This is a genomic window from Kitasatospora sp. NPDC097643, assembly GCF_040302625.1.
Lineage (GTDB): Bacteria > Actinomycetota > Actinomycetes > Streptomycetales > Streptomycetaceae > Kitasatospora.
The window spans coordinates 82,848-107,058 of record NZ_JBEOSA010000013.1 but is presented as its reverse complement, the minus strand read 5'-3'; the positions used below and the strand labels follow the sequence as shown (position 1 = coordinate 107,058).

The 24,211-nt window shown below is 73.1% G+C and carries 26 protein-coding genes and 1 riboswitch; of the genes, 17 read left to right on the top strand and 9 right to left on the bottom strand.

Annotation, left to right across the window (positions count from 1 at the left end):
- Nucleotides 1-219 precede the first annotated feature (219 nt).
- The 4 genes from folB (at nucleotide 220) to ABTY15_RS11940 (ending at nucleotide 3,193) form a co-directional block, all read left to right on the top strand.
- Nucleotides 220-579 (top strand): dihydroneopterin aldolase, encoded by a 360-nt coding sequence (gene folB, locus ABTY15_RS11955; protein WP_030059580.1) that lies wholly within the window; start codon nucleotides 220-222, stop codon nucleotides 577-579.
- A 34-nt stretch (nucleotides 580-613) separates the two neighbouring features.
- Complete coding sequence (gene folK / locus ABTY15_RS11950; protein ID WP_350580443.1) at nucleotides 614-1,213, top strand: 2-amino-4-hydroxy-6-hydroxymethyldihydropteridine diphosphokinase; 600 nt, start codon at nucleotides 614-616, stop codon at nucleotides 1,211-1,213.
- Nucleotides 1,214-1,406: 193 nt separating this feature from the next.
- The gene (locus ABTY15_RS11945) at nucleotides 1,407-1,895 is read left to right on the top strand and encodes a DUF3180 domain-containing protein (protein ID WP_350580441.1); all 489 of its coding nucleotides are present in this window, start codon (nucleotides 1,407-1,409) and stop codon (nucleotides 1,893-1,895) included.
- A 122-nt stretch (nucleotides 1,896-2,017) separates the two neighbouring features.
- A complete protein-coding gene (locus tag ABTY15_RS11940; protein ID WP_350580438.1) occupies nucleotides 2,018-3,193 on the top strand; it encodes a hypothetical protein in 1,176 nt (391 codons plus the stop codon).
- 116 nt (nucleotides 3,194-3,309) lie between these two features.
- On the opposite strand, the gene ABTY15_RS11935 is transcribed toward ABTY15_RS11940, so the two are convergent.
- Nucleotides 3,310-3,885 carry a TerD family protein gene (locus ABTY15_RS11935; RefSeq protein ID WP_350580435.1) on the bottom strand — a complete coding sequence of 192 codons (576 nt, stop codon included), beginning with the start codon at nucleotides 3,883-3,885 and terminating at the stop codon, nucleotides 3,310-3,312.
- Between the two features lie 124 nt (nucleotides 3,886-4,009).
- Nucleotides 4,010-4,507 carry a hypothetical protein gene (locus ABTY15_RS11930; RefSeq protein ID WP_502893481.1) on the bottom strand — a complete coding sequence of 166 codons (498 nt, stop codon included), beginning with the start codon at nucleotides 4,505-4,507 and terminating at the stop codon, nucleotides 4,010-4,012.
- A 67-nt stretch (nucleotides 4,508-4,574) separates the two neighbouring features.
- Here ABTY15_RS11930 and arfB point away from each other — a divergent pair, with 67 nt between their 5' ends.
- Complete coding sequence (gene arfB / locus ABTY15_RS11925) at nucleotides 4,575-5,006, top strand: alternative ribosome rescue aminoacyl-tRNA hydrolase ArfB (RefSeq protein ID WP_350580431.1); 432 nt, start codon at nucleotides 4,575-4,577, stop codon at nucleotides 5,004-5,006.
- Nucleotides 5,007-5,011: 5 nt separating this feature from the next.
- Here the strand turns inward: arfB and ABTY15_RS11920 are convergent, their stop codons facing one another.
- Complete coding sequence (locus ABTY15_RS11920; protein ID WP_502893480.1) at nucleotides 5,012-5,548, bottom strand: flavin reductase family protein; 537 nt, start codon at nucleotides 5,546-5,548, stop codon at nucleotides 5,012-5,014.
- A gap of 361 nt (nucleotides 5,549-5,909) precedes the next feature.
- Here ABTY15_RS11920 and ABTY15_RS11915 point away from each other — a divergent pair, with 361 nt between their 5' ends.
- Together ABTY15_RS11915 and ABTY15_RS11910 are read left to right on the top strand one after the other, a co-directional pair.
- Nucleotides 5,910-7,694 carry a GGDEF domain-containing protein gene (locus tag ABTY15_RS11915; RefSeq protein WP_350580424.1) on the top strand — a complete coding sequence of 595 codons (1,785 nt, stop codon included), beginning with the start codon at nucleotides 5,910-5,912 and terminating at the stop codon, nucleotides 7,692-7,694.
- A 148-nt stretch (nucleotides 7,695-7,842) separates the two neighbouring features.
- On the top strand, nucleotides 7,843-8,817 hold the full coding sequence (locus tag ABTY15_RS11910; RefSeq protein WP_350580421.1) for a carbohydrate-binding protein: 975 nt from the start codon (nucleotides 7,843-7,845) through the stop codon (nucleotides 8,815-8,817).
- A 76-nt stretch (nucleotides 8,818-8,893) separates the two neighbouring features.
- On the opposite strand, the gene nagA is transcribed toward ABTY15_RS11910, so the two are convergent.
- Both nagA and ABTY15_RS11900 read right to left on the bottom strand, forming a co-directional pair.
- Nucleotides 8,894-10,069, bottom strand: a complete 1,176-nt coding sequence (gene nagA / locus ABTY15_RS11905) for an N-acetylglucosamine-6-phosphate deacetylase (protein ID WP_350580419.1) — start codon at nucleotides 10,067-10,069, stop codon at nucleotides 8,894-8,896.
- On the bottom strand, nucleotides 10,066-11,013 hold the full coding sequence (locus ABTY15_RS11900) for an ROK family protein (protein WP_350580416.1): 948 nt from the start codon (nucleotides 11,011-11,013) through the stop codon (nucleotides 10,066-10,068). The genes nagA and ABTY15_RS11900 overlap by 4 nt, the downstream gene beginning before the upstream one ends.
- Nucleotides 11,014-11,315: 302 nt before the next feature.
- Between ABTY15_RS11900 and ABTY15_RS11895 the strand changes: the two genes are divergently transcribed.
- Nucleotides 11,316-12,596, top strand: coding sequence for an extracellular solute-binding protein (locus ABTY15_RS11895; RefSeq protein WP_350580415.1), 1,281 nt, complete (start codon nucleotides 11,316-11,318; stop codon nucleotides 12,594-12,596).
- Between the two features lie 27 nt (nucleotides 12,597-12,623).
- On the opposite strand, the gene ABTY15_RS11890 is transcribed toward ABTY15_RS11895, so the two are convergent.
- Nucleotides 12,624-12,974 carry a cupin domain-containing protein gene (locus tag ABTY15_RS11890; RefSeq protein ID WP_350580408.1) on the bottom strand — a complete coding sequence of 117 codons (351 nt, stop codon included), beginning with the start codon at nucleotides 12,972-12,974 and terminating at the stop codon, nucleotides 12,624-12,626.
- A 67-nt stretch (nucleotides 12,975-13,041) separates the two neighbouring features.
- On the opposite strand from ABTY15_RS11890, the gene ABTY15_RS11885 reads away from it, so the two are divergent.
- On the top strand, nucleotides 13,042-13,302 hold the full coding sequence (locus ABTY15_RS11885) for a DUF3263 domain-containing protein (RefSeq protein ID WP_502893479.1): 261 nt from the start codon (nucleotides 13,042-13,044) through the stop codon (nucleotides 13,300-13,302).
- Between the two features lie 31 nt (nucleotides 13,303-13,333).
- Nucleotides 13,334-14,173, top strand: coding sequence for a trehalose-phosphatase (gene otsB / locus ABTY15_RS11880; protein ID WP_350580401.1), 840 nt, complete (start codon nucleotides 13,334-13,336; stop codon nucleotides 14,171-14,173).
- Nucleotides 14,174-14,188: 15 nt separating this feature from the next.
- On the opposite strand, the gene ABTY15_RS11875 is transcribed toward otsB, so the two are convergent.
- On the bottom strand, nucleotides 14,189-15,655 hold the full coding sequence (locus ABTY15_RS11875) for an alpha,alpha-trehalose-phosphate synthase (UDP-forming) (RefSeq protein WP_350580399.1): 1,467 nt from the start codon (nucleotides 15,653-15,655) through the stop codon (nucleotides 14,189-14,191).
- A 50-nt stretch (nucleotides 15,656-15,705) separates the two neighbouring features.
- Nucleotides 15,706-16,731 (bottom strand): glucosyl-3-phosphoglycerate synthase, encoded by a 1,026-nt coding sequence (locus ABTY15_RS11870; RefSeq protein ID WP_350580391.1) that lies wholly within the window; start codon nucleotides 16,729-16,731, stop codon nucleotides 15,706-15,708.
- A gap of 148 nt (nucleotides 16,732-16,879) precedes the next feature.
- Nucleotides 16,880-17,016: riboswitch (SAM riboswitch) on the top strand.
- A gap of 17 nt (nucleotides 17,017-17,033) precedes the next feature.
- On the opposite strand from ABTY15_RS11870, the gene thrC reads away from it, so the two are divergent.
- The 5 genes from thrC to ABTY15_RS11845 all read left to right on the top strand — a co-directional run bounded on the left by thrC (nucleotide 17,034) and on the right by ABTY15_RS11845 (nucleotide 21,888).
- On the top strand, nucleotides 17,034-18,314 hold the full coding sequence (thrC, locus tag ABTY15_RS11865) for a threonine synthase (protein ID WP_350580389.1): 1,281 nt from the start codon (nucleotides 17,034-17,036) through the stop codon (nucleotides 18,312-18,314).
- A 56-nt stretch (nucleotides 18,315-18,370) separates the two neighbouring features.
- Nucleotides 18,371-18,649 carry a MoaD/ThiS family protein gene (locus tag ABTY15_RS11860; protein WP_350580387.1) on the top strand — a complete coding sequence of 93 codons (279 nt, stop codon included), beginning with the start codon at nucleotides 18,371-18,373 and terminating at the stop codon, nucleotides 18,647-18,649.
- 602 nt (nucleotides 18,650-19,251) lie between these two features.
- Nucleotides 19,252-19,455: a cold-shock protein gene (locus ABTY15_RS11855; protein ID WP_030057071.1), complete on the top strand. Its 204-nt coding sequence runs from the start codon at nucleotides 19,252-19,254 to the stop codon at nucleotides 19,453-19,455.
- 336 nt (nucleotides 19,456-19,791) lie between these two features.
- On the top strand, nucleotides 19,792-21,414 hold the full coding sequence (groL, locus tag ABTY15_RS11850; protein ID WP_350580383.1) for a chaperonin GroEL: 1,623 nt from the start codon (nucleotides 19,792-19,794) through the stop codon (nucleotides 21,412-21,414).
- 105 nt (nucleotides 21,415-21,519) lie between these two features.
- Nucleotides 21,520-21,888 (top strand): DUF8819 family protein, encoded by a 369-nt coding sequence (locus tag ABTY15_RS11845; protein ID WP_350580381.1) that lies wholly within the window; start codon nucleotides 21,520-21,522, stop codon nucleotides 21,886-21,888.
- Between the two features lie 159 nt (nucleotides 21,889-22,047).
- On the opposite strand, the gene ABTY15_RS11840 is transcribed toward ABTY15_RS11845, so the two are convergent.
- The gene (locus tag ABTY15_RS11840) at nucleotides 22,048-22,743 is read right to left on the bottom strand and encodes an HD domain-containing protein (RefSeq protein ID WP_350580378.1); all 696 of its coding nucleotides are present in this window, start codon (nucleotides 22,741-22,743) and stop codon (nucleotides 22,048-22,050) included.
- Nucleotides 22,744-22,805: 62 nt separating this feature from the next.
- On the opposite strand from ABTY15_RS11840, the gene ABTY15_RS11835 reads away from it, so the two are divergent.
- Complete coding sequence (locus tag ABTY15_RS11835; protein ID WP_350580372.1) at nucleotides 22,806-23,189, top strand: PadR family transcriptional regulator; 384 nt, start codon at nucleotides 22,806-22,808, stop codon at nucleotides 23,187-23,189.
- Nucleotides 23,186-24,154, top strand: coding sequence for a hypothetical protein (locus tag ABTY15_RS11830; RefSeq protein WP_350580369.1), 969 nt, complete (start codon nucleotides 23,186-23,188; stop codon nucleotides 24,152-24,154). The genes ABTY15_RS11835 and ABTY15_RS11830 overlap by 4 nt, the downstream gene beginning before the upstream one ends.
- Nucleotides 24,155-24,211: the final 57 nt, after the last annotated feature.

The following is a 24,211-nucleotide window of genomic DNA, read 5'->3' as shown; positions in this document are numbered from 1 at the left end:
GAGGTCGCCGGGGAATTTCCGAGTGGTCACCGAACGTTCACGTCAATCGCCATTCCGGTGTGCGTGGCGACGGTTCGTGCCGGGTAGGACGGTCGGGTGTTGTCCGCGCTCGCGGGTAGATTCGAAACGGAGTGGCGGGCCTGGAGCCCGCCTTCGCCCTGCCCGTCCACGCCTTTTCTCCGGGTGGGGCCCGTCCGACTGGGAGCAGTGATTCGTTTGCTGGACCGCGTCACCCTGCGGGGTCTGCGTGCCCGGGGCCACCACGGCGTCTTCGAGCGCGAGCGCGTCGAGGGCCAGACCTTCGTGGTCGACCTCGTGCTGTACCTGGACACCCGCCCCGCCGCGTCCGGCGACGACCTCACCCGCACGGCGCACTACGGCATCGTGGCCGAGGAGGTCACCGCGATCATCGCCGGCGAGCCGGTCGACCTGATCGAGACCCTCGCCCAGCGCATCGCCGACCAGTGCCTGAAGCACGAGGCGGTCGAGGAGGTCGAGGTGACCGTGCACAAGCCGGACGCCCCGATCACCGTGCCGTTCGACGACGTGACCGTGACCATTCACCGGGGCCGCGCGTGACCGCGGTGGACCCGGTTTGAGTAGAGGAATCCCGATGAGCACCAGCGACCCGACCGCCTCGCCGACCACGTTCGACCTGGAGAGCCGGGTGGACTCCGCCGACACCACGCTGCACAGCCAGCGCTGCGCCGTGATCGCGCTCGGCAGCAACCTGGGCAACCGCCTGGACACCCTCCAGGGTGCCGTCGACGCCCTGGCCGACACCCCCGGGCTCAAGGTCAAGGCCGTCTCCGCGGTCTACGAGACCGAGGCCGTCGGCGGCCCGGAGGAACAGCCCACCTACTACAACGCGGTCGTGGTGCTGCGCACCACGCTGCCGCCGCACGACCTGCTGGAGCGCGGCAACGCGATCGAGGACGCCTTCGGCCGGGTCCGCACCGTCCACTGGGGGCCGCGCACCCTGGACGTCGACATCCTGGCCTACGAGGGCGTGCTCAGCGACGACCCGCAGCTGCTGCTGCCGCACCCGCGCTCGCACGAGCGGGCGTTCGTGCTCGCCCCCTGGCTGGACGCGCAGCCGGAGGCCGAGGTACCCGGGCGCGGGCAGGTCGCCGCGCTGCTGGAGGCGCTCGGCGGCGCGGACGCGCAGGGCGTGAAGCGCCGGGACGACATCTGGCTGACGCTGCCGGAGTGACGGCCACCCCCCCCGGGCCTCCGGGTCGGGCCCCGGCCGGGGAACTCGGCCGGGGGCCCGGCCGTACGAGTAGGTGTCCGTTCGTTCGCGCGGGTGTCCGCCCGGCCGGGCCCGGTACGGTGGCCTGGCATCGCCGCGCCGGGTCACCGGGGCGGCCGGCCGTCTCTGGAACCCCGGGAAGGACCTGCTCCGAGTGAAGCTGCTTCGCCTCCGCCTGCTGGTCGGCATCACCGCCGCGACGACGGCGCTGTCCTGGGCCGGCTCCAAGCTGTGGGCCTCCCTGGACACGCTGCCGGCCGTGCCCGGCGCGGCGCCGGTGGTGCTGGCGGCGGTGGCGGTGATCCTGCTGGCGACCGCGTTCTCGCTGCGGTCCCGGCTGAAGGCGGTGCGCGAGCGGCAGCCCGGCGCGAAGCGGGTCGACCCGCTGCTGGCGGCCCGGGCGGTGGTGCTGGGGCAGGCCAGCGCCCTGGTCTCCGCGGTGGTCACCGGCATCTACGCGGGCGCGGGCATCTACCTGCTCGGCGAACTCGACGTGTCGGCCCGCAAGGACCAGGCCGTGACGGCCGGTCTCGCGGTGCTGGCGGGGGCCGCGGTGATCGCCGCGGCGCTCTGGCTCCAGCACGTGTGCAAGCTGCCCGAGAACCACGACGATCCGAGCGGTCCGGCGGCCTCACACCGCTGAGCAGGGCTCTTCCCGTGATCTTGGGTGAGTTTTCGGGCGCCTGCGGCGGATCCCGCGCACTGTCAAGGGCGGAAGGGGACCCTGGGCTGACACGGCCCCAATTCGCACGCTAGTTTCTTGGCATGTCTCGCGGACGTCACCGTCATTCCTCCGTCCTCGGCCGGATCTTCCCCCCCACCGCCGCCGGCGTGCTGCTCGTCGCCGCGCTGGCCGCCCTGCTCTTCAGTCAGGACACCATCCTGGTGCGCTCGGTGGGCGTCGCGGCGGTGATCGCGACGCTCGGCTTCGCGGTGCTGCTGCGCCAGCGCGACAAGGCGGCCCGGGCGGCCGCCGAGATGTCGGCGGCGCAGCGGCTGCGGGCCGAGGAGCGGTTCGAGGAGCAGCTGGCCGAGGCCGAGTACGCGGCCGAGGTCGCCGAGGAGCGGGCCACCCGGTTCGGGCGGCGGCTGACGGCCGAGAAGTCGCGCCTCGCCAAGGCCGAGACCGAGATCGCCCGGCTGCTGCGCGAGCGGGCCGTGGCGGTGGCGGAGCAGGCGCTCAAGGAGGCCGAGGCGGCCCAGCGGGCGCTCGCCGCGAGCCGCCCCAAGTACCCGGCCAGTCCGGCCGCGTTCGTCCGCGCGGCGGCCGTGCTGCGGCTGCTGGAGCGGCGGGCGGCGGCGCAGGAGGCGCAGCGGGAGCGGGCGGCCGGCGCGGAGGTCGCGCTGCGGGCGCGGACGGCCCCGGCGACGACGGCTCCGGCGCCCGCGCCGGTGGCGGCCGCGGTGCCGGCTCCGGTGGCTCCGACGGTGCCCACCCCGGCTCCGGCGCCGACGAGCCAGGCCCCGGCGGCCACCGGCCCGAGCCCGGCCCAGACCCCGGTGCCGGCCGCGCCGGCCCGGCCGGCACTGACCGCCAAGGTCGGGCAGCTGGGCGGGACTCCGGCCGCCCCGACGACGGCGGTGGAGCGGCAGCGGCCGAGGCCGGCGCAGTCCGGGCAGGCGCGCGGGCAGGGCTTCAGCTTCTTCGGCCGCGGTTCGGGCGCCTCGCTGCGGGCGGCGGCCCCGGCGCCGGCCGTCGGCAGCGTCGCGGAGCTGGGCGAGCGCGCGGACCTGGCGGACGTGGTGGGCGACGAGGCGCTCGCCGCGAAGGCGAAGGCCGAGGCGCAGGAGGCCCTGGCGGCCCGGGCGTCCGTGGACGGTGCGGCGCAGGAGCGCCCGGCGGCCGGGGCGGAGCAGGGTGCTCCCGAGGTGGTGGACCTGACGCCGGAGGACGAGACCGAGCTGATCCAGCTGCCGGAGCTGCGCGCCTCGGGGCACTGAACGCTTCGGGGCACTGAACGCCCCGGGGCACTGAACGTCGAACACCGCGGCGCGGGAAGTCGGACCGACCGACTTCCCGCGCCGCGGTGCTGTCCGGGCCGGGCCCGGAGGGGGCGTCAGATCTGGACGCCGAAGTCCTGGGCGATGCCGGCCAGACCGGAGGCGTAACCCTGGCCGACGGCGCGGAACTTCCACTCGCCGCCGTTGCGGTAGAGCTCGCCGAAGATCATCGCGGTTTCGGTGGCAGCGTCCTCGGAGAGGTCGTAGCGGGCGATCTCGGCGCCGCCGGCGGCGTTCACCACACGGATGTAGGCGTTGCGGACCTGGCCGAAGCTCTGGCCGCGGGCGGTGCCGTCGTAGATGGTGACCGGGAAGGTGATCCGGGCCGCCTCGGCCGGCAGGCCGGCCAGGTTGACGTTGATGGACTCGTCGTCGCCGACGCCCTCGCCGGTGCGGTTGTCACCGGTGTGCACGACGGTGTTGTCCGGGGTGCTGGTGTTGTTGAAGAAGACGAAGTGCGCGTTGGACAGCACCTTGCCGTCCGCGTTCAGGACGATCGCGCTGGCGTCGAGGTCGAATTCGGCGCCGGTGGTGGTCCGGACGTCCCAGCCCAGGCCGACGCTCACCGCGGACAGGCCGGGGGCCTCCTTGGTCAGCGAGACGTTGCCACCCTTGGAGAGGCTCACTGGCATGGCGATTGCTGTCCCTTCGTTCGCTTTTTCCCGGAGAACGCAATGGTCCGGTGGGTTGGTTCCACGAGGGCCGTGAATTCTTCGTGGTGCGCCAATCCCGCGCAATGGCCGGACAATACCCGGGTCAGATCCGCCGGAACCGGCCCTGCAAGGACCAGATGTTCGGATTGTCGGCCAGGTCGGGGTGCATATCGAAGAGATCGGCGAGGGTGTCCTGGAGGAAGTCCCGGGCCTCGCGCCGCAGTTCGCTGTGGCGGACCACGGCGGGCGGCTCGTCCGGCAGCCAGGTAGCGGTGATCTCGACCCAGTTGAAGCGGCGGGCGAACTGCAGCAGTTCGGTGTTCTGGGTGAAGTCGAGGTCGGCGGTCTGCACCCGGGCGGCGCGGCTGCCGTCCGGGTCGCGGTCCAGGTGCTCGGCGATGTCGCACAGGGCCCAGGCGAAGTCCAGCACCGGGACCCATCCCCAGGCTGTGGACAACTCGGCGCCCTCGGCGTCCAGGTAGACGTCGCCGCAGAAGAGGTCGTACCGCAGGGCGTGCACCGAGGCGGTGCGGTAGTCCGTCTGCGGGGGGTCGGGGAAGCGGTTGGAGAGGGAGTAGCCGAGCTCGATCACGTACGCCATTGTCGGGGCTGCGGGCGCGGGTGGATAACCGGGTGACCCTGCGGGCCGGGCGCGGGATGATGGGCGCATGCCCGAGCCCATCCGCGTACGGGGGTCGGTGGTCGTCCCCGACGCCGAGCTCGTCTGGCGCTTCTCGCGTTCCTCCGGCCCCGGTGGCCAGCACGTCAACACCTCCGACAGCAAGGTCGAGCTGCGGTACGACCTGGCGGCCTCCCGCGCGCTGCCCGAGGTGTGGCGCCAGCGCGCCCTGGAGCGGCTGGCCGGGCGGCTGGTGGACGGCCGGGTGCTGGTGATCCACGCCTCGGAGTTCCGCTCGCAGTGGCGCAACCGGGAGGCGGCCGCGGTCCGGCTGGGCGCGGTGCTGACCGAGGCGTGCGCGCCGCCGCCGAAGGCCCGCCGGGCGACCAGGCCGAGCAAGGGCATGGTGGAGCGGCGGCTGTTCAACAAGCGGCACCGTTCGGAGCTGAAGCAGGGCCGCCAGGCGCCGCGGGGCGAGTGAACCGGCTAACCCAGCGTGCGGTACCCGCCGTGGAAGTAGAGCAGCGGCCGGCCGCCGGGGTCGGGCACCACGGCCTCCAGCACGCGGCCGAGCAGCAGGGTGTGGTCGCCGGCGGGTATCCGCTGCTCGGTGCGGCACTCGACGGTGGCGAGCGCGCCCTCGATCAGCGGGGCGCCGCTGCGCGGGCCGCGGTGGTGCGGGGTGTCCGCGAACAGCAGCCGGTCACTGAGCCGGCCCTTCATCGCGAAGCGGGAGCCGAGCGTCTTCTGCCCCTCGGTCAGTAGCGAGACCGCCCAGGTGTCGGCCCGGGAGAGCACCTCGTCCATCCGGGAGTCCTCGCGGACCGAGATCAGCACCAGCGGCGGCTCCAGCGAGACGGAGAGGAAGGACGTCGCGGTCATCCCGACGTCCTCGCTGTCCTCCGGGTCGTGGACGGTCACCAGGCTCACGCCGGCGGCGAGCTGGGAGAGTGCGGCCCGGAACTCGTCGGGCGTCGCGTGGGGGGCAGCTTCGGGCTGCGGTGACGGGTACACGTACCGCACGGTAGTCGGCGGTCGCCGGAAACGGCATCGGGCCGTGGTCGTAGGACCACCGGCGCACGCCTGGTCACGGCCGGTGGCCGCACTCACTCCCAGGAGTGAAGCAGGGGTCCTGCCGGGCGACAGTCGGCTTCAGTGCGCGGCCAATGCGGTCGACCACGAGAAATGTTCCGATAACGCTTTATGTCCCGCTATGGGGCGGATGAGCTGATTAAGGGCGCATTAGTGTCGTGTGATTTAAGTCACAAGTGGTGGCCTATTGCTGACCGAGCGTGCCGAACGCTGTGCTCCCTGTGATTCAGTTCTTCTGGCAATCGGACGATAACCAATCAAGAACTATCCGAAGCAGCCGGGGAGCCCCCGCATGGAAGCCGAGTCGGAGCCGTACGTCCGTCTCGCGACCCTCCGCACCTTGCACCGGGTCGTGGCGGACCTCAACGCTGCCCGCAGCCTGGCGGGCACGCTGCAGGCCGTCGTCGAGGGCGCGGTGCACGGGCTGGGCTTCGACGCCGCCGCGGTCAGCCTGGTCCGCCCGGACGGCGACCTCGTGGTGGCGGCCGTCTGGGAGCTGGAGGAGAGCGCCATGGGCGGCCCCTCCGTGCTGCTCGGCCAGGTCGGCTCGCGCGAGTCCTGGGACCGGCTGCTCGGCGTCAGCGACCACTGGGGCACCCTGCGCTTCCTGCCGTACGACCGCGGCTGGGCCGTCGCCAGCGACATCCCGCGCTGGATCGGGGACGGCCCGCTGCCCGTCTACGCCAACGACTGGCACCCCGCCGACGGGCTGCTCGCCCCGATGTACAGCGCCGGCGGCGACCTGCTCGGCGTGCTCTCGGTGGACCGCCCGCGCAGCGGCAAGCGGCCCGGCGCGTGGACCCGCGAGGCACTGGAGATGTTCTCCCTCCAGGCCTCCATCGCGATCGGCAACGCCCGGCTGCGGGCCGAGATGCAGCGTGCGCTGGCCCGGCTGGAGAAGGAGCAGCAGGCCCTGCGGGCCAGCGAGGAGAGCTTCCGCCAGGCCTTCGAGTACGCGCCCAGCGGGATGGCCATCACCGAACTGCACGGCGCCGGGAGGGGCCAGCTCACCCGGGTCAACGACGCGCTCTGCCGGCTGCTCGGCCGCCCCCGCGCGGTGCTGCGCCAGCAGAGCTTCGCCGACCTCGTCCACCCCGAGGACCGCGCCCTGCTGGAACGCACCAGCGCCGAGAGCGGCCGGGCCGAGCTGCGGCTGTCCCGGCGGGACGGCGGCTACCAGTGGGTCTGTCTGCGCAACTCGATCGTCGCGGACGCCGCCGAGGGCCCGAGCTTCCTGCTCACCCACGTCGAGGACATCGAGGACCGCAAGCGCCACGAACTCCAGCTCGCCCACCGGGCCAGCCACGACGCGCTCACCGGCCTGCCGAACAGCGCCGAGCTCAAGGCCCGGCTGGCCCGCCGGCTCTGCAACGAGCCGCAGACCGTCGGCGCGGTCGCCGGGCCGGGCGAGGCGGCCCACCCGTCGTCGTACGGCGGCTACCCGGCCGACTCCTACAGCGCGCACGCGGCCTACGAGGGGCTGGAGGGCGTGGACCCGTACGGCGGGCCGGTGCACGGCTACGGGCTGCCCGAGGCCGGTCCGCTGCCCGGCCTCGGCCCGGGCTACGGCGAGCACGTGCACGCGGTGGTCCCGGCCGACCACGGCGAGGTCTGGTCCGGCCCGTTCCGCTCCGGCGGCGCGGCCCCGGTGGACAAGGGGCTCGCGGTGCTCTTCTGCGACCTGGACGGCTTCAAGTCGATCAACGACCGGTTCGGCCACAACGCGGGCGACTCGGTGCTGGTCGAGGTCGCCCGCCGGCTCAGCCAGGCCGTCCGGGACGGCGACACGGTGGCCCGGCTCGGCGGCGACGAGTTCGTGGTGCTGGCCGACGGCATCGGCCGCGAGGAGGCCAAGGACCTCGCCCACCGGCTGCGCAACGCGATCATCCCGCCGATGCGGATCGACGGCCGGGCGATGCGGGTGGGCGTGAGCCTGGGGATCGGCTGGGCCGGCTGCGGGATGAGCATCGAGGAGGTGCTGCACACCGCGGACGAGCGGATGTACGACGAGAAGCGGGCCAGGGGCGGCGCGGTGCGCGGGGCCCGGGGCGAGCGCTCGCACCGCAGGGCCGGCTGAAGGGCCGCCCGATCGCAGGTTACCGGCGGGTTGTCAAGGGCTCTTTTCCGGCAGTCACCCGGGACAGGTAGGGTTCCCGGGGACGACAGCGTCCATGATCAGCGCCGGCGGCCCGCCAGGTCCGGCGACGCCCAACCGGATGGGGGAGTTGACCACCGTGACGACCGCCGGCAGCAACGGAGCACCCGAGGGCCAGGGCGGCGGTGCCCCGCAGGACGACGACCCGTTCGGTTACCTCTACCGTCCGGCCGAGGGTGCCTCCGGCCCGTCGGCCGAGCCGCAGCAGGGCGTGCCCCGCACGCCGTACAGCCGCCCGATGGAGGTCGGCCGCGCCCAGTACGGGCAGCGGCCGCAGCAGCCGCCGTACGGCCAGCAGGCCGGGATCCCGCCGCAGGGCTACCCGGGCGGGCAGCCGCAGCCCTACCCGCAGCAGGCCGAGTACGGTGCGGCGCCCACCCAGCAGACCCGCTACGCCGAGCACTCCCGGCCGCAGCCGGGGGAGGAGCGGCCGAGCGGCGGCCGGAGCAAGGGCGCGGTGATCGGTGCCGTCGCGGTGATCGCGGCCATCGCGATCGGGGCCGGGATCGCGCTCTCCAAGGGCGACCCGGACGGCGAGAAGAACGCCAAGGGCGGCGCCCGGACCACCGCCCCGGCGACCCCCAGCGCCGCGGCGAGCGGCAGCCCGTCCGGGACGGCCACGCCCTCGGCGAGTGCCAGTGCCACGGCCGGCCCGTCGACCGTGGACGCGAGCCAGTTGCAGGCCCAGAACGCGCCGTCCGGCAACAGCGTCAAGGGCGCCAAGTCCGCGGACGGCAGCTACCTGACGCTCCAGCAGGGCGGCTCGGTGACCTGGACCGGCGAGGTCGCCGCGGCCGGGACGTACAAGCTGACCGTGCACTTCAACAACGCTGGCGCGGACGTGAAGGGCGCGGCCGCGGTGAACGGCAAGGACTGGCCGAGCGGGCTGGCGTTCAGGAACTACTCGCCGGGCAAGGACCCGGCGGCGTCCTGGTACACCACCTGGATACTCCCGCAGCTCCAGGCCGGCCCGAACACGATCACCATCACGGCCCCGTCCGGGCCGATCCTGATCGACCAGGTCACCGTCGAGCCCAGCAGCTGAGCCGCTCCGCACAACGGCCGCCCGTCCCCGGTGGGGAGGGCGGCCGTCGTCGTCCGCGGGGAGGCCCGGCGGTCGGTCAGGCGGGCTTCACGGTGCCGAAGCGCTCACCGCCGACGGCCCACCGGCCGCGGCGCATGACGGCGACCAGCTGGTAGCTCGTCGAGTCGACCACGACCAGGTCGGCGTGCTTGCCGGTCGCCAGGGAGCCGGTGGTGCCGTCGAGGCCGAGCAGCCGGGCCGGGGTGGTGGAGAGCGACCGGACGGCCTGGTTCAGGGTCAGGCCGTTGACGGTGAGCGAGCGCCTGAACGCCACGTCCAGGGTGAGCGTGGAGCCGGCGATCGCGCCGCCCTCGACCAGTCGGGCGACGCCGTCCTTGACCTCGACCTGGAGCGGGCCGAGCGGGTAGAGGCCGTCGCCCATGCCGGCGGCGCCCATGGCGTCGGTGATCAGCGCGACCCGGTCGGCGCCGGCGGTGCCGTAGGCGAGGTCCAGCACGGAGGGGTGCAGGTGGACGCCGTCGTTGATCAGCTCGACCACGACCCGCTCGTCCTCCAGCAGCGCCACGATCGGGCCGGGGGCGCGGTGGGCGATGCCGGGCATGGCGTTGAACAGGTGGGTGGCGACGGTGGCACCGGCGTCCACGGCCCGCAGGGTGGTGGCGTAGTCGGCGTCGGTGTGGCCGACGGCGGCGATCACGCCGAGGTCGGCGAGCATCCGCACCGAGTCGAGGCCGCCGGGGAGTTCGGGGGCGAGGGTGACCATCCTGGCGTGGCCGCGGGCGGCGTCGACGAGCTTGCGTACCAGGGCCGGGTCGGGGTCGCGCAGCAGGTCGGGGCGGTGGGCGCCGCAGCGGTTGTGGGAGATGAACGGGCCCTCGAAGTGGATGCCGGCCAGCACGCCGTCCTCGACGAGTTCGGCGAGGACGGCGGCCTGGCGGGCGACCTCGTCGATCTCGCCGGTGACGGTGGAGGCGACGGTGGTGGTGGTGCCGTGTTCGAGGTGGGTGCGGGCGGCGAGCAGGGCCTCCTCGGCGTTGCCGGAGGCGTACGAGGCGCCGCCGCCGCCGTGCACGTGCAGGTCGACGAAGCCGGGGACGACGGTGTACCCGGCCAGGTCGAGGTCGCCGGGTTCGGTCTCCCCGCCGAAGGCGGCGATGGTCGGGCCGTCGACGACGATCCGGCCGTCGTCGACGACGCCGTCGGGCAGGACCAGCCGGGCGCCGGCCAGGGCAGTACGGTCCGCGGTGGTCACGCGGTCACCTCCATCGAGAGAAGATCCCAGGCGAGCAGGCCGGCGCCGAGGGATGCGGCGGTGTCTTTGAGCATGGCCGGTACGACCTCCGGGGGCATCTGGAAGGTCAGGCGCTCCGTCACCGCCGCGCGCAGCGGGGTGAGGAGGGTGTCGCCGGCCTCGGCCAGCCCGCCGCCGACGATCACCGTGGACGGGTCGAGCAGGCTCTGGGCGAGCACGATGCCGTCGGCGAGGGCGTCGACGGCGGTCCGCCAGACCGCCAGCGCGCGTTCGTCCCCGGCGTCCACCGCGGCGGCGCAGGATGCCGCGTCGGCGTCGGGGTCCCCGCTGGCCTCGGCCCAGGCACGGGAGACGGCGGAGGCGGAGGCCAGGGTCTCCAGGCAGCCGCGGGCGCCGCAGCCGCACTGCGGCCCGCCCGGGCGCACCACGACGTGGCCGATCTCGCCGCCGTAGCCGTGGGCGCCGGCCTCGATCCGGCCGTCGATGCCGATGGCGCCGGCGATGCCGGTGCCGAGGGCGATGAACAGGAAGCGGTCGACGCCCCGGCCGGCCCCGAGCCGGCCCTCGGCCAGACCGCCCGAGCGCACGTCGTGGCCGAGCGCCACCGGCATCGCGGAACCGTCCGGGCCGACCAGCCGCTCGCCCAGCAGCCGCCGCAGCGGGAGGTCGCGCCAGCCGAGGTTGGCGGAGTAGACCGCGATGCCGTTCTCCTCGTCGATCGTGCCCGGGACGGCCACGCCGGCCGCGAGCGGGGCGCGGCCGAAGCGGGCCCGGCCTTCGTCCGCCAGATCGGCGGCGAAGTCGAGGATGGCGGCGACGACGGCGTCCGTGCCGTGCTCCCGCCCGGTCGGTCGGCGTGCTTCGAACAGCACGGAGCCGTCCTGGGCGAGCAGCGCGGCTTTCATGCCGGTGCCGCCTACATCGAGTGCGATGACGTGCTTCACGGGGGACAGTTTCCTTGGTCGGGTCGAAGAGGTCTAGTCCAGTTGTCGGATTGGTCTGGTCCAAAGTGGGTGAGCTTTGTCGCAGCTGCGGCGGTTGTGCGGGGCTTTGCCCGGCCGGATTTGTTCGCATCCTGCCGGGCGTCGCGTTGCGCATCGCGCAATGACGTCCGCACTTCGATAACGACGCGGCGGGCGCGCGGGAGAGGTGTGGACCACTGCGCGGTGGATTTGGCAGTGTGGCGCCTCCCCCAGCCGGATTCCCTCCCCCGGCCGCAGTTCTCCCTCCGAAGGCGGTACCCGCGTTGAACAGGCGCGCCCACGTCCCCACCCGAGTCCTCGGCAGCGCGCTGGCCGCCACGCTGGCGCTCACCGCGGTCAGCGCGTGCGGCGGGCAGGGCAACGGGCCGGTCACCCTGAAGCTGGTCGCCGCCGACTACGGGGAGAACGCCGAGACCGGCTCCAAGCCGTACTGGGACGAGCTCGCGCACGCCTTCGAGAGCGCCAACCCCGGCATCAAGGTCGAGGTCCAGGTGGAGAGCTGGACCGACATCGGCAAGAAGGTCGACGACATGATCGCGGCCGGCAAGTCCCCCGACCTGCTGCAGACCGGAGGCTTCGCCGACCAGGTCGCGGCCGACCGGCTGTACCCGGCGGCCGACGTGCTCACCATGGACACCCAGGCGAGGTTCCTGGACTCCTTCGCGCACGCCGGCCAGGTGCTCGGCACGCAGTACGGGATCCCGTTCGTGTCGTCCTCGCGGGTGCTCTTCTACAACAAGGCGGTCTTCCGCCAGGCCGGCCTCACCCAGCCGCCCGCCACCTGGAACGAGCTGCGCCAGGACGCCGAGAAGATCAAGGCCAAGGTGCCGGGCGTCACCCCGTACGGGCTGCCGCTCGGCCCCGAGGAGGCGCCCGCCGAATCCATGCTCTGGACGCTCAGCGGCGGTGGCAGCCTCTCCGACGACGTCGGCAACTACACCATCGACAGCGCCCAGAACCAGGCCACCTTCGGCTGGCTGAAGAGCAACCTGGTGGCCACCGGGCTGACCTACCAGGACCCGGGCAGGATGAACCGCACCCCGGTGTTCCAGGACTTCGCGGCCGGCAAGGTCGCCATGCTCAACGGGCACCCCACGCTGCTGAAGATGGCCACCGCAGGGAAGATCGAGTTCGGTACGGCGCCGATCCCGAAGAAGGACGGGGTGGGCAGGACCGGCAGCCTCGGGGTCGCGGACTGGATGATGGCGTTCAAGGCCAACGGGCACAAGAACGAGATCAAGAAGTTCCTGTCCTTCGTCTACACCCGCGAGTACCAGCTGAAGTTCGACGAGCGGTACAACCTGCTGCCGGTGACCCAGGACGCCTTCAACCAGATGGCGTCCGACCCGAAGCACGAGGAGCTCAAGCAGTTCACGGTCGGTCTTTCGAACGCCAGCTTCTACCCGTTCGGGGACCCGGCCTGGGGTGACGTCAGCAACCGGATCAAGGCCGGGATCGGACAGGCGGTCACCGGGGACCCGAAGCAGGTGCTCGCCGGGTTGCAGGACGCGGCGGTCAAGGAGACGGCCCGGGTCCGCAAGTAGGCCCGGGCCGGGGGTGGCTGCCGCGGATCAGGGGAGGGCGATGGCGTAGGCCTTGCGCAGGGTCTCGTGGACGGTCCAGGTGGTCCGGTCGCCCTCGCGCAGCACGGCGCAGTCGCCGGGGCCGACGTGCAGGGTCGGGCCGCCCTCGACCTCGATGGTGGCCCGGCCGCTGAGCACCACGAACATCTCGTCGGCCTCGACGTCGGTGACCACGCCCGGGGTGATCTGCCAGATGCCGCGCAGCTGGCGGCCGTCCGGGGACTCGGCGAGGACCCTCCCGGAGACCTCGGGGGTGCCGGAGACGATCTGGGCCGGATCCAGCGGGTCGGGTTCGAGGTCGGCGGTGGGGACGTGCACGGCGAAGCTGGGCGTGGTCATGGCCCCGACGCTAGCCGGGGCGGCCGCGGGGCGGGGCGAGCACAGTGTGTCGGCGTCGCGCGTGAGAATGACACTCCGTAGTGACGGCGGAGGTGGACACGTGGGCGAGCTGACTGAGCGGGACAGGGCGGTGCTGGCGCTGGAAGGGCGGCAGTGGCGGACGGCCGGGGCCAAGGAGCGGGCGATCCGGGAGGAGCTGGGGCTCTCCGCCACGCGGTACTACCAGCTGTTGAACGCGCTGCTCGACCGGGAGGAGGCGCTGGCGCACGCGCCGGTGCTGGTGAACCGGCTGCGGCGGGTCCGGGAGGCCCGGCGGGCGGCGCGGTAGCGGGCCGGGCGCCCGGGGTATGGGCACTGGCATGGGCTTCGAAGAGACGTGGGCACCGGTGACCGGGGCCGGACGGGACGGGCTGGCGGCGATCCTGGCGGCGCCGGGCGGCGCGGTGATCGCGCTCGACTTCGACGGGACGCTGGCGCCGATCGGGGCGGATCCGAGTGCCGCCCGGGCCCACCCGGGTGTGGCGGGGGCGCTGCGGGCGCTGGCGCCGCTGGTCCGGGCGGTGGTGGTGGTGACCGGGCGGCCGGCGGAGCTGGCCGCGGAGTACGGCGGGTTCGCCGGGTTGCCCGGGGTGGTGGTGCTGGGGCACTACGGGGCCGAGCGGTGGGAGGACGGCGAGGTCAGCGCGCCGCCGGTGCACCCGGGCGTGGCGGGGGCACGGGCGGCACTGCCCGGGGCGCTCGCGGCGGCGGGGGCGCCGGAGGGGACGTGGGTGGAGGACAAGGGGCGCTCGCTGGCGGTGCACACCCGGCGCACGGCCGCACCGGAGGAGGCGCTGGAGCTGTTGCGGTCACCGGTGGCGGAGCTGGCGGCGGCGCACGGGCTGGTGGTGGAGCCGGGGCGGCTGGTGCTGGAGCTGCGGCCGCCCGGGGTGGACAAGGGGGCGGCGCTGACCGGCTTCCTGCGGGAGCGCGGCGCCGGTTCGGTGCTGTACGCGGGCGACGACCTGGGCGATGTGGCGGCCTTCGCGGCGGTGGAGAAGCTGCGCGGCGAGGGCCTGGCGGGGCTGCTGGTGTGCAGCGGGGCGATGGGGGACGCGCCGGTGCGCGAACTCGCCGACCGGGCCGACCTGGTGGTCGCGGGCCCGGCCGGCGTGGTGGAGCTGCTCGGCGCGTTGGGGGCGGAGCTCGGCGTGCGCTGAGGCCGGGGGAGGAGCTCAGAGCGCGTTGAGCTGGTCGAGGAACCACTGTTGCGGGGGGAGCGCGGTGGCCGCGGCGGCGAGGCGCTTGGTGCGGTCGGCGCGCTCCTCGGCGCTCATGGTGAGGGCGGCGTGCAGCGCTTCGGCGGTGGCGATGACGTCGTACGGGTTGACGCTCAGCGCGTCCTCGCCGAGTTCGGCGTGGGCGCCCGCCTCGCGGGAGAGGACCAGGGCGCAGCCGTGGTCGGAGACCACCGGCACCTCCTTGGCGACCAGGTTCATGCCGTCCCGGATCGGGTTGACCAGGGCCACGTCGGCGAGCCGGTAGGCGGCCAGGGAGCGCGCGAAGTCGTCCTCGACGTGCAGGATCAGCGGCTGCCAGGTCGGGGTGGAGTACTCGGCGTTGATGTCCTCGGCGAGCTGCTGGACCTGGGCGGTGTAGGCGCGGTACTCGGCCAGGTCGGTGCGGGAGGGGTAGGCGAAGGCGATGTGCACCACCCGGTCGTGCCACTCGGGGCGGGTGTGCAGCAGGTGCCGGTACGCCAGCAGCCCGCGGACGATGTTCTTGCTCAGCTCGGTGCGGTCGACCCGGACGATGGTGCGGCGCTCGCCGACGGCGGCGCGCAGGGCGGCGAGGCGCTGGTCCACGTCGGGGCGGTGGGCGCGTTCGCGCAGGAACTCGGCGTCGGCGCCGAGGGCGTGCACGCCGAGCTGGGTGGTGCGGCCGGCGTGCGTGACGGTCATGGCGGCGCGGTCCACCTCGGCGCCCAGCAGCTCGGCGCAGCAGTCGGCGAAGGCGAGGGCCCAGCGACGGGTGAGGAAGCCGGCCCGGTCGGCGCCGAGGATGCCGGTGAGGACGGCCTCGCCGACGTCGTCCGGCAGCAGCCGGTAGTACTCCGGCGGGGCCCACGGGGTGTGCGAGAAGTGGCCGATCCGCAGGTCGGGCCGGGCCGCGCGGAGCAGGGCCGGGGTGAGCGACAGGTGGTAGTCCTGGACCAGGACGGCGGCACCGGGGGCGGCCTCGGCGGCGAGGGCGTCGGCGAAGGCGGTGTTGTAGGCGCGGTAGGCGCTCCACTCGGCGCGGAAGTCGGCGTCGAAGGCGGGGGCGGTGGGGGTCGCGTACAGCAGGTGGTGGACGAACCAGAGGGTGGAGTTGGCGACGCCGTTGTAGGCGCGGGCGAAGGTCTGTGGATCTATGTCCAGCATCCGGACGGCCTGTCCGCCGACCTCGTGCCCGGCGAGGTCGAGGCGGCCGTCGGGGGCCTCTCTGGCGGCCCGGCGGTCGGCGTCGCCGAGGGCCGCGCAGACCCAGACCGCGTCGGGGTCCTCGATGGCGGAGAGGCCGGAGACCAGGCCTCCGCCGCCGCGGCGGAGGGTCAGCGTGCCGTCGTCGGCGGTGCTGAACGACACCGGTCCCCGGTTGGAGGCCACCAGGACGGGTGCGGTGCCGGTCGCACTCGAACGTTCGGTCGTGAGATCGCCCATGGATGGTACGTTGCCGGGCCCCCGGCGTGGCAAACCCCTCCGGCGGGGCTTCAGTGCCGGGTCGCGTACTCGGGGACGGTGTGCATCGGGGGGCGTTCCAGGGCGGTCACCGGGTGGGTGTGGGCGGTGAACTCCCTGGTCCGCGGGTCGCGGGTGAACTGGGTCAGCAGCGGGTGGACCAGGTCGGCGGAGGCCTTCAGCCGGTGGGTGCGGTCGAGGCGTTCCAGGGCCGTGCGGTAGATGGTGGCGGCCATCCGGCCGAGGGCCTGGCCGTCCTGGTGCCGGTGGTGCCGGACACCGACGTCCACCTGGGCCAGCGCGTCCAGCCCGGCGATCTCCAACGCGTCGACCAGCAGGCCGAGTTCGACGCCGTAGCCGGTGGGGAAGGGCAGCCGTTCGAGCAGGGTGCGGCGGGCCGCGTACTCGCCGCCGAGCGGCTGGACGAAACCGGCGAGTTCCGGCCAGTGCAGGTTGAGCAGGGGGCGGGCGACCAGCTCGGTGACCCGGCCGCCGCCGGCCGGGTCGACGGCGACGTCGCCCGCGGCGGAGCCGCCCATCGATACTTCCAGGGGCCGGTCGTACATGGCCTTGACCAGCTGGATGTCCGGTTCGGTGAGCAGCGGGCCGAGGATGCCGGAGACGAAGTCGGGGTCGAACTCGCGCAGGTCGGCGTCGACGAAGCAGACGATGTCGCCGTGGGTCACCAGCAGCGAGCGCCAGAGCACCTCGCCCTTGCCGGGGGCGGCGGGCAGCCGGGGCAGGATGGCGTCGCGGTGCTCCACCCGGGCGCCGGCCTCGGCGGCGACGGCGGCGGTGGCGTCGACCGAGCCGGAGTCGACCACCACGAGCTCGTCGACCAGCGGGAGGCGCTCCATCAGCTCCCGGCGGATGGTGCGGACGATGTCGCCGACGGTGGCCTCCTCGTCCAGCGCGGGGAGGACCACGCTGACGGTGTGGCCGGTGCGGCGCTTGGCCTCCAGCAGGGTGCGCACCGGCCGGTCTGCCGCACTCCACGAGCGGCGGCGCAGCCAGGACGCCGCCTGCGGGAGGAGTGCGGGGGTCGGTTCGGCGGGCACGGGAGTCTCCTCGGCGGGATCGGGTGGGACGCGCCATCTCGCGTGGCGGACGGTCCCTTTCAGGGTTGGCGCCTTCGGATACAGTCTTCGTACAGCGGCCGGACCTTCGCACGCCGGGGTCGCCGCTGAGCACCACCACAACTTCACAAGCTCATCCAGAGGGACTGAGGGAACGGCCCGTTGACGTCCCGGCAACCTTCTCGCGCGGCTGTCGTCGACAGGCCCCGGCGGGACAGGTGCCAATTCCGGCCTGTGGCGCGGCTTGCGCCACGGGGAAGATGAGGAGAAAGGCCTCCGCCATCATGGCTCTCGACACCGTCGCACCCGCATCCGTTGACCTCGGCCCCGCAGCCGCGCTGTCCTGTCGGGAGTGCGGCACCCGCTTCCCGCTCGGTCCGAGCTTCGCCTGTCTGGAGTGCTTCGGCCCGCTGGAGATCGCGTACGAGTTCGGCAGCGAGGCCGCCGAGGAGCTGCGTAAGCGGATCGAGTCCGGTCCGACCTCGATCTGGCGCTACGCGCCGCTGCTGCCCGTGCCGGCCGACGTCGCCTCGAAGCCGAACCTGAACCCCGGCTGGACCCCGCTGGTCAAGGCGGACAACCTGGGCCGCGAGCTCGGCTTCACCGCGCAGCTGCACATCAAGGACGACTCGGGCAACCCCACGCACTCGTTCAAGGACCGCGTGGTGGCCTGCGCCATCGAGGCCGCCCGGGCCTTCGGCTACACCACGCTGTCCTGCTCCTCCACCGGCAACCTGGCCGGTGCGGTGGGGGCGGCGGCGGCCCGGGCCGGGTTCCGCTCGTGCGTGTTCATCCCGCACGACCTGGAGCAGGGCAAGGTCGTCATGGCCGGGGTGTACGGCGGCGAGTTGGTCGGCATCGAGGGCAACTACGACGACGTGAACCGCTTCTGCTCGGAGCTGATCGGCGACCCGGCGGGCGAGGGCTGGGGCTTCGTCAACGTCAACCTGCGCCCGTACTACGGCGAGGGCTCGAAGACGCTGGCGTACGAGATCTGCGAGCAGCTCGGCTGGCGGCTGCCGGAGCAGATCGTCATCCCGATCGCCTCGGGCTCGCAGCTGACCAAGATCGACAAGGGCTTGCAGGAGCTGATCAAGCTCGGTCTGGTCGAGGACCGGCCGTACAAGGTCTTCGGCGCCCAGGCGGCCGGCTGCTCGCCGGTGTCGGCGGCGTTCAAGGCCGGCCAGGACGTGATCCGCCCGGTCAAGCCGGACACCATCGCCAAGTCGCTGGCGATCGGCAACCCGGCGGACGGCCCGTACGTGCTGGACATCGCCCGCCGGACCGGCGGCGCGGTCGAGGACGTCACGGACGAGGAGGTCGTGGCGGCGATCCGGCTGCTGGCCCGGACCGAGGGCATCTTCGCCGAGACCGCGGGCGGGGTGACCGTCGGCGTGCTGAAGAAGCTGGTCGAGACCGGGCAGCTGGACCCGGCCAAGGAGACCGTCGCGATCAACACCGGCGACGGCCTGAAGACCCTGGACGCCGTCTCCGACGCGGGGATGACCGCCGTCATCCGCCCGACGCTGGCGTCCTTCCGCGACGCCGGCCTCGCGTCCGCCTGAACCCCTCCCCGACCCGCAGGTCCCACCCCCGCACGGCCGCACCCGCTAGGAGAGCCATGAGCGCCAACGTCCGCATCCCCACCATCCTGCGCACCTACACCGGCGGTGCCGCCGAGGTCGCCGCCGAGGGCGCCACCCTGGGCGAGGTCATCGCCGACCTGGAGAAGAACCACGCGGGGATCTCCGCGCGCATCCTGGACGACACCGGCAAGCTGCGCCGCTTCGTCAACGTCTACGTGAACGACGACGACGTGCGCTTCGCCGAGGGCCTGGCGACCGAGATCGGCGACGGCGCCAGCGTCTCGATCATCCCGGCGGTGGCCGGCGGCTGCTGAGCCGCGCCTGCCGAACCGCGCCCGCCGAGCCGCGGCGCGGTGATGTCGACGGCCGCACCGCAGCCGCTCACGTGGACGGAATTCCGCACTCCGTACACGTGGGCGGCTGTCCGCATTCCAGCCGCATTAGGGCTGGAATATTTGCGGGTCAAGTCGGAGTAGAGTGTGGCTCGGACGGGAACGGGGCTTCTCCTCGCCCCTCGCCCGCGAATCGCCCGACGGTCGTCCGGCCGGTGAGACCAGCCCGGCCAGGGCCGGGAAACATGTCAGGCAGATGTCAGAATTCCTGCGGGGATTTGGGTAATTCGTCCGCTATGTCCGGCGTGGAATGCCGAATTTCTCCTGGTTCCGCCCGGCCTGTCCCTTGCTGTGGCGCCGGAATTCCCCGTGGCTGGCCCTGTTGCAGAGGGCGTCGATCCGGATACATTCAGCGGCGGTCGACGTAATCACCCGCTCACCGGATGCCGTCCGGTGGCCCGGCGGAGGATTGCGGCGTGCACGGCTGCGCTCAGGGGGGGTTCCCCGGGCCGGCCTTCAAACCAGACCCGGGCCCGCGACCTGCGGGCGCGTGAAGGGCCAGCACAGCACTAGGGGAGTTCGGAATGGCTCAGGGCACCGTCAAGTGGTTCAACGCGGAGAAGGGCTACGGCTTCATCGCGGTCGACGGTGGTGCGGACGTCTTCGTCCACTACAGCGCGATCCAGATGGACGGCTACCGCACCCTCGAAGAGGGCCAGCGGGTCGAGTTCGAGATCTCCCAGGGACAGAAGGGCCCGCAGGCGGACATGGTCCGCGCCGCGGGCTGACCCCTTCCGCCCCCAGGAGCTCGGCGCGGCCCTACGGCTGGTGACCACTTCGCTTCTCGTCGGGCCCGTGCGACACGCGTCGTACGGGCCCGTCGGCGTTTCCGGGCGGCCCCAGCGGCGGCCCCAGCGGCGGCTCGCGGGTTGGCGATTGGGCTTGCACTCGACCACCCGGAGTGCTAATCATTGGCGTTAGCACTCACAGCGTGAGAGTGACAGCGGACCGGGTCGGTGAGGCCCCCGGGAGCGGTAGGGGAATGGACCCCCGCACACCAGGGCCGTCCGTCGCGGGCACCCCTTGGTCCGAGCAGTCGACCGTGTCCCGGAGGACCACTTCAGATGGCCAAGATCATCGCCTTTGATGAGGAAGCTCGCCGCGGCCTTGAGCGTGGCATGAACCAGCTCGCCGACGCAGTGAAGGTCACGCTCGGCCCCAAGGGTCGCAACGTCGTGCTGGAGAAGAAGTGGGGCGCCCCCACCATCACCAACGACGGTGTCTCCATCGCCAAGGAGATCGAGCTCGAGGACCCGTACGAGAAGATCGGTGCGGAGCTCGTCAAGGAGGTCGCCAAGAAGACGGACGACGTCGCGGGTGACGGCACCACCACCGCCACCGTGCTCGCCCAGGCCCTGGTTCGCGAGGGTCTGCGCAACGTCGCCGCCGGCGCCAACCCGATGGCCCTGAAGCGCGGCATCGAGAAGGCCGTCGCCGCCGTCTCCGACCAGCTGCTGGCCCAGGCCAAGGACGTGGAGACCAAGGAGCAGATCGCCTCCACCGCCTCCATCTCCGCCGCTGACACCCAGATCGGCGAGCTGATCGCCGAGGCCATGGACAAGGTCGGCAAGGAAGGCGTCATCACCGTCGAGGAGAGCAACACCTTCGGTCTGGAGCTCGAGCTCACCGAGGGCATGCGCTTCGACAAGGGCTACATCTCCGCCTACTTCGCGACCGACCTGGAGCGCATGGAGGCGACGTTCGAGGACCCGTACATCCTCATCGCCAACTCCAAGATCGGCTCGGTCAAGGACCTGCTGCCGCTGCTGGAGAAGGTCATGCAGAGCGGCAAGCCGCTCGTCATCATCGCCGAGGACGTCGAGGGCGAGGCCCTGTCGACCCTGGTCGTGAACAAGATCCGCGGCACCTTCAAGTCCGTCGCCGTCAAGGCCCCGGGCTTCGGCGACCGCCGCAAGGCCATGCTCGGCGACATCGCCATCCTCACCGGTGGCACCGTGATCTCCGAGGAGGTCGGCCTCAAGCTGGAGAACGCCGGCATCGACCTGCTGGGCACCGCCCGCAAGGTGGTCATCACCAAGGACGAGACCACCATCGTCGACGGTGGCGGTGACAGCGAGCAGGTCGCCGGCCGCGTGAACCAGATCCGTGCCGAGATCGAGAACAGCGACTCGGACTACGACCGCGAGAAGCTCCAGGAGCGCCTCGCCAAGCTGGCCGGCGGCGTGGCCGTCATCAAGGCCGGCGCGGCCACCGAGGTGGAGCTCAAGGAGCGCAAGCACCGCATCGAGGACGCCGTCCGCAACGCCAAGGCCGCCGTCGAGGAGGGCATCGTCGCCGGTGGTGGCGTCGCGCTGCTCCAGGCCGGTGTCGCCTTCGACAAGCTGGAGCTGGAGGGCGACGAGGCCACCGGTGCCAACATCGTCCGCGTGGCGCTGGAGGCCCCGATCAAGCAGATCGCGACCAACGCCGGCCTCGAGGGTGGCGTCGTGGTGGAGAAGGTGCGCAACCTCCCCGCCGGTCACGGCCTGAACGCCGCCACCAACGAGTACGTCGACCTGGTCGCCGAGGGCATCATCGACCCGGCCAAGGTCACCCGCTCCGCGCTGCAGAACGCCGCCTCCATCGCGGCGCTGTTCCTCACCACCGAGGCCGTCATCGCCGACAAGCCGGAGAAGGCCGCCGCGGCCGCCGGCGGCGGCATGCCGGGCGGTGACATGGACTTCTGATCCTGATCGCATTCGATCGGATCGGTTGATTCCGGATCGTGTGGGCGGTCCCCTTCGGGGGGCCGCCCACACGGCGTTTCCCGGGTACGAGCGGAGAATGGACGGATGGCTTCCGACGACATCGAGACCGACATCGAGACCGCCCTGCACAACGCGCGGGCGCTGATCCTGGCCGACCTCACCACGCGGGACGTGGCGGACGCCGCCGTCGTCTCGCTGGTGGAGAACGCGGTCACACACCGCCGGTGGTGGCTGGAGCAGTGGCCGGACGGCACCGAGTACGTGCTCGGGCTGGTCGCCCAGGACGTCCAGGACGCGCTGCTGGAGGCGTACGGGCGCTGGCCGCTGTGCGCCGACTGTGCGGCCGACGGGGACCCGCACGCGCTCAGCGTGGAGCCGGAGCTCGGGCCCGAGCCGCACTGGGTGTGCGGCAAGCAGGGCGTGGTGGTCGCGCCGGTGGGGCAACTCGTCTAGGGCGTGTCTTTCGGATCACGCCGGGCGGTCGCCGCCGGGGCACGCACCTCGACGGCTTCTCGTCAGTCGCCGATGCTCCGCATGGACTCCCTCCTCGGCGCCGCCGATGCACGCACCCCAACGACGCCCGCTGGTCCGACGTGATCCGAAAGACACGCCCTAGCCGGCCAGGGGGTTGGGCCCGGCGGGCGTCAGGGGGTCGGGCCCGGCGGGCGCCAGCGAGTCGAGTTCGGCGGCGAGGTTGCGGCGGGCGGCGGCCGTGAAGCGGGCGTCGGCGGTGGGGGTGCGGTAGAGCGCGGGGAGCGCGAGCAGCTGCCGCAGGACACGGGCCCGGCCCGCCCGGAAGTCCGGCTCCGGGACGAAGGCGTACTCCGCGCGGACGGCGGCCGCGTACGCCGCGTACGCCTCGGGGGTGCCGCCGAGCACGGCGAGGTCCGCGTCGCAGAGCACCTCGCCGTCGCGGTCGCCCGCCCCGGGGCGGTGGGTGACGGTGAGCAGCACCAGGCGTTCGACCTCGGCCACCCGGGCGGCGGGCAGGCCGGCGGCGGTCAGCGCACGGACCGCCAGGGCGGCGCTGCGCTCCTCGTTCTCCGAGCGGTCGGGCCGGTAGACGGCGTCGTGGAACCAGGCCGCGAGCCGGACGGCGTCCGGATCGTCGGCGTGTCCGGCGAGGTCGTCCACGTGCCGCAGGGCCGCGTGCAGGTGGGCGGTGGTGTGGTAGCGGCGCTGCGGCTCCGACCAGCGGCGCAGCAGCTCCCGCCCGTACGGCTCGGGGTCGGTGGTGGCGGCGCAGCGGTGCAGCAGGGCGGTCCAGTCGGCGAGCAGGGCGTCGGTCGGGTCCTCGGTGGTGGGCATGGGAGACATTCTGTCGGGCCGAGTGCTGGACCTATAGGTAGATCAACGATATATGTAGTCACATGACAGAACGCTCCATGCAGGAGCCCACGCTGCTTCTGCTCACCGCGCTCGCCGATGCCCCGCGGCACGGCTACGCGCTCATCCAGGAGATCGCCGCGATCTCCGGTGGCCGGGTCAAGATGCGCACCGGCACGCTCTACGGCGCCCTCGACCGACTGTTGGGCCAGGGCCTGATCGAGGTCACCGCCGAGGAGATCGTGGACGGCCGGGCCCGGCGCACCTACGCGCTGACCGACGTCGGACGCGGCGCGCTGGCCACCGAGGCGGAGCGGCTGCGGGCCGTCGCCACCGAGGCCGAACGCCGGCTCGCCGTGGTCCGGTCGATGGTGCGGGGAAAGGCAGGACCGCAGGGGCGGTCCACGACAGGGGGGAGTTTCGCATGACCACGCCGACGATCGGGGAGCCTTCGGCCGCGCTGCGCGCGGTGCTCCAGCTCTACCCGGCCCGCTACCGCCGGGAGCGGGGCGAGGAGATGGCCGCGGTGTTCGCCGACACCACCGCGGAGGCGGGCCGGTCCGCCCTCGCCCGGGAGGTGTTCGACCTAGCCGCGTACGGGCTGCGGGTGCGGCTCGGGCTGACCGGCGGCTCGGTGCCGGGGCGGGTGCTGGCGCTGGCCGCGCCGATGGTCGCCGGGGCGCTGGCCGGTTCGGGGCTGGTGCCGTGGGTGAGCGATCCGGACCACGCCTCCTGGCGGCTCACCTGGGACCACTCGTACACCACGTACGCCCTGACCATCGCGCCGCCGGTGCTCGCGCTGCTGCTCGGGATGGCAGCCCTGCTGGGGCGCTGGACGGCGGTGCGGGTGGTCGCGGTGCTCCAGGCGGCCTTCGGACTGTCCGTCCTGGCGCAGGCGTTCACGGGCCCGGCGTTCTTCGACTGGTGGTGGGCGGGCTACGTCGGTTCGGCCACCCTGCCGTCCGCGCTCTCCGCGGTGCTGCTGCTCGCGGCGCCGACCGATCTGTTGCCGCGGCCCGGCTGGCGCACCCGCGGGCTGGTGTTGGCCTCGGTGGTCGGCGGTGGGCTGCTGGTGGCGCTCCAGCGGTGGGACGACACCAGCTTCCCGCTGGACGTCCAGTGGTTCGCGGTGCTGCTGCTGGCGCCGCTGCTGCTGACCTTCACCGCGTTGCGCGGGCGGGTGGCGCCGGCCGCCGTGGGGGTCGCGGTGCTGTCGCTGACGACGTTCGCCAGCCTGTTCAACATCTGGCGGGAGGCGCGCGGGCTGTCGCAGCTGCTGCCGGTGGCGCTGCCGGTCCTGGTGCTCCTGGTGCTGGCCGCGATGGGCATGCAGCGGATCGGCCGCGGTGGCGGCGAGGGCGGCGACACCGGGGCGGGCCGCAGCGTGGCGTGACCGGCCCGGTGGGCTGGGGCTGGGGCGGTCTCGCCGGGGCCGGGGCGGTCTCGCCGG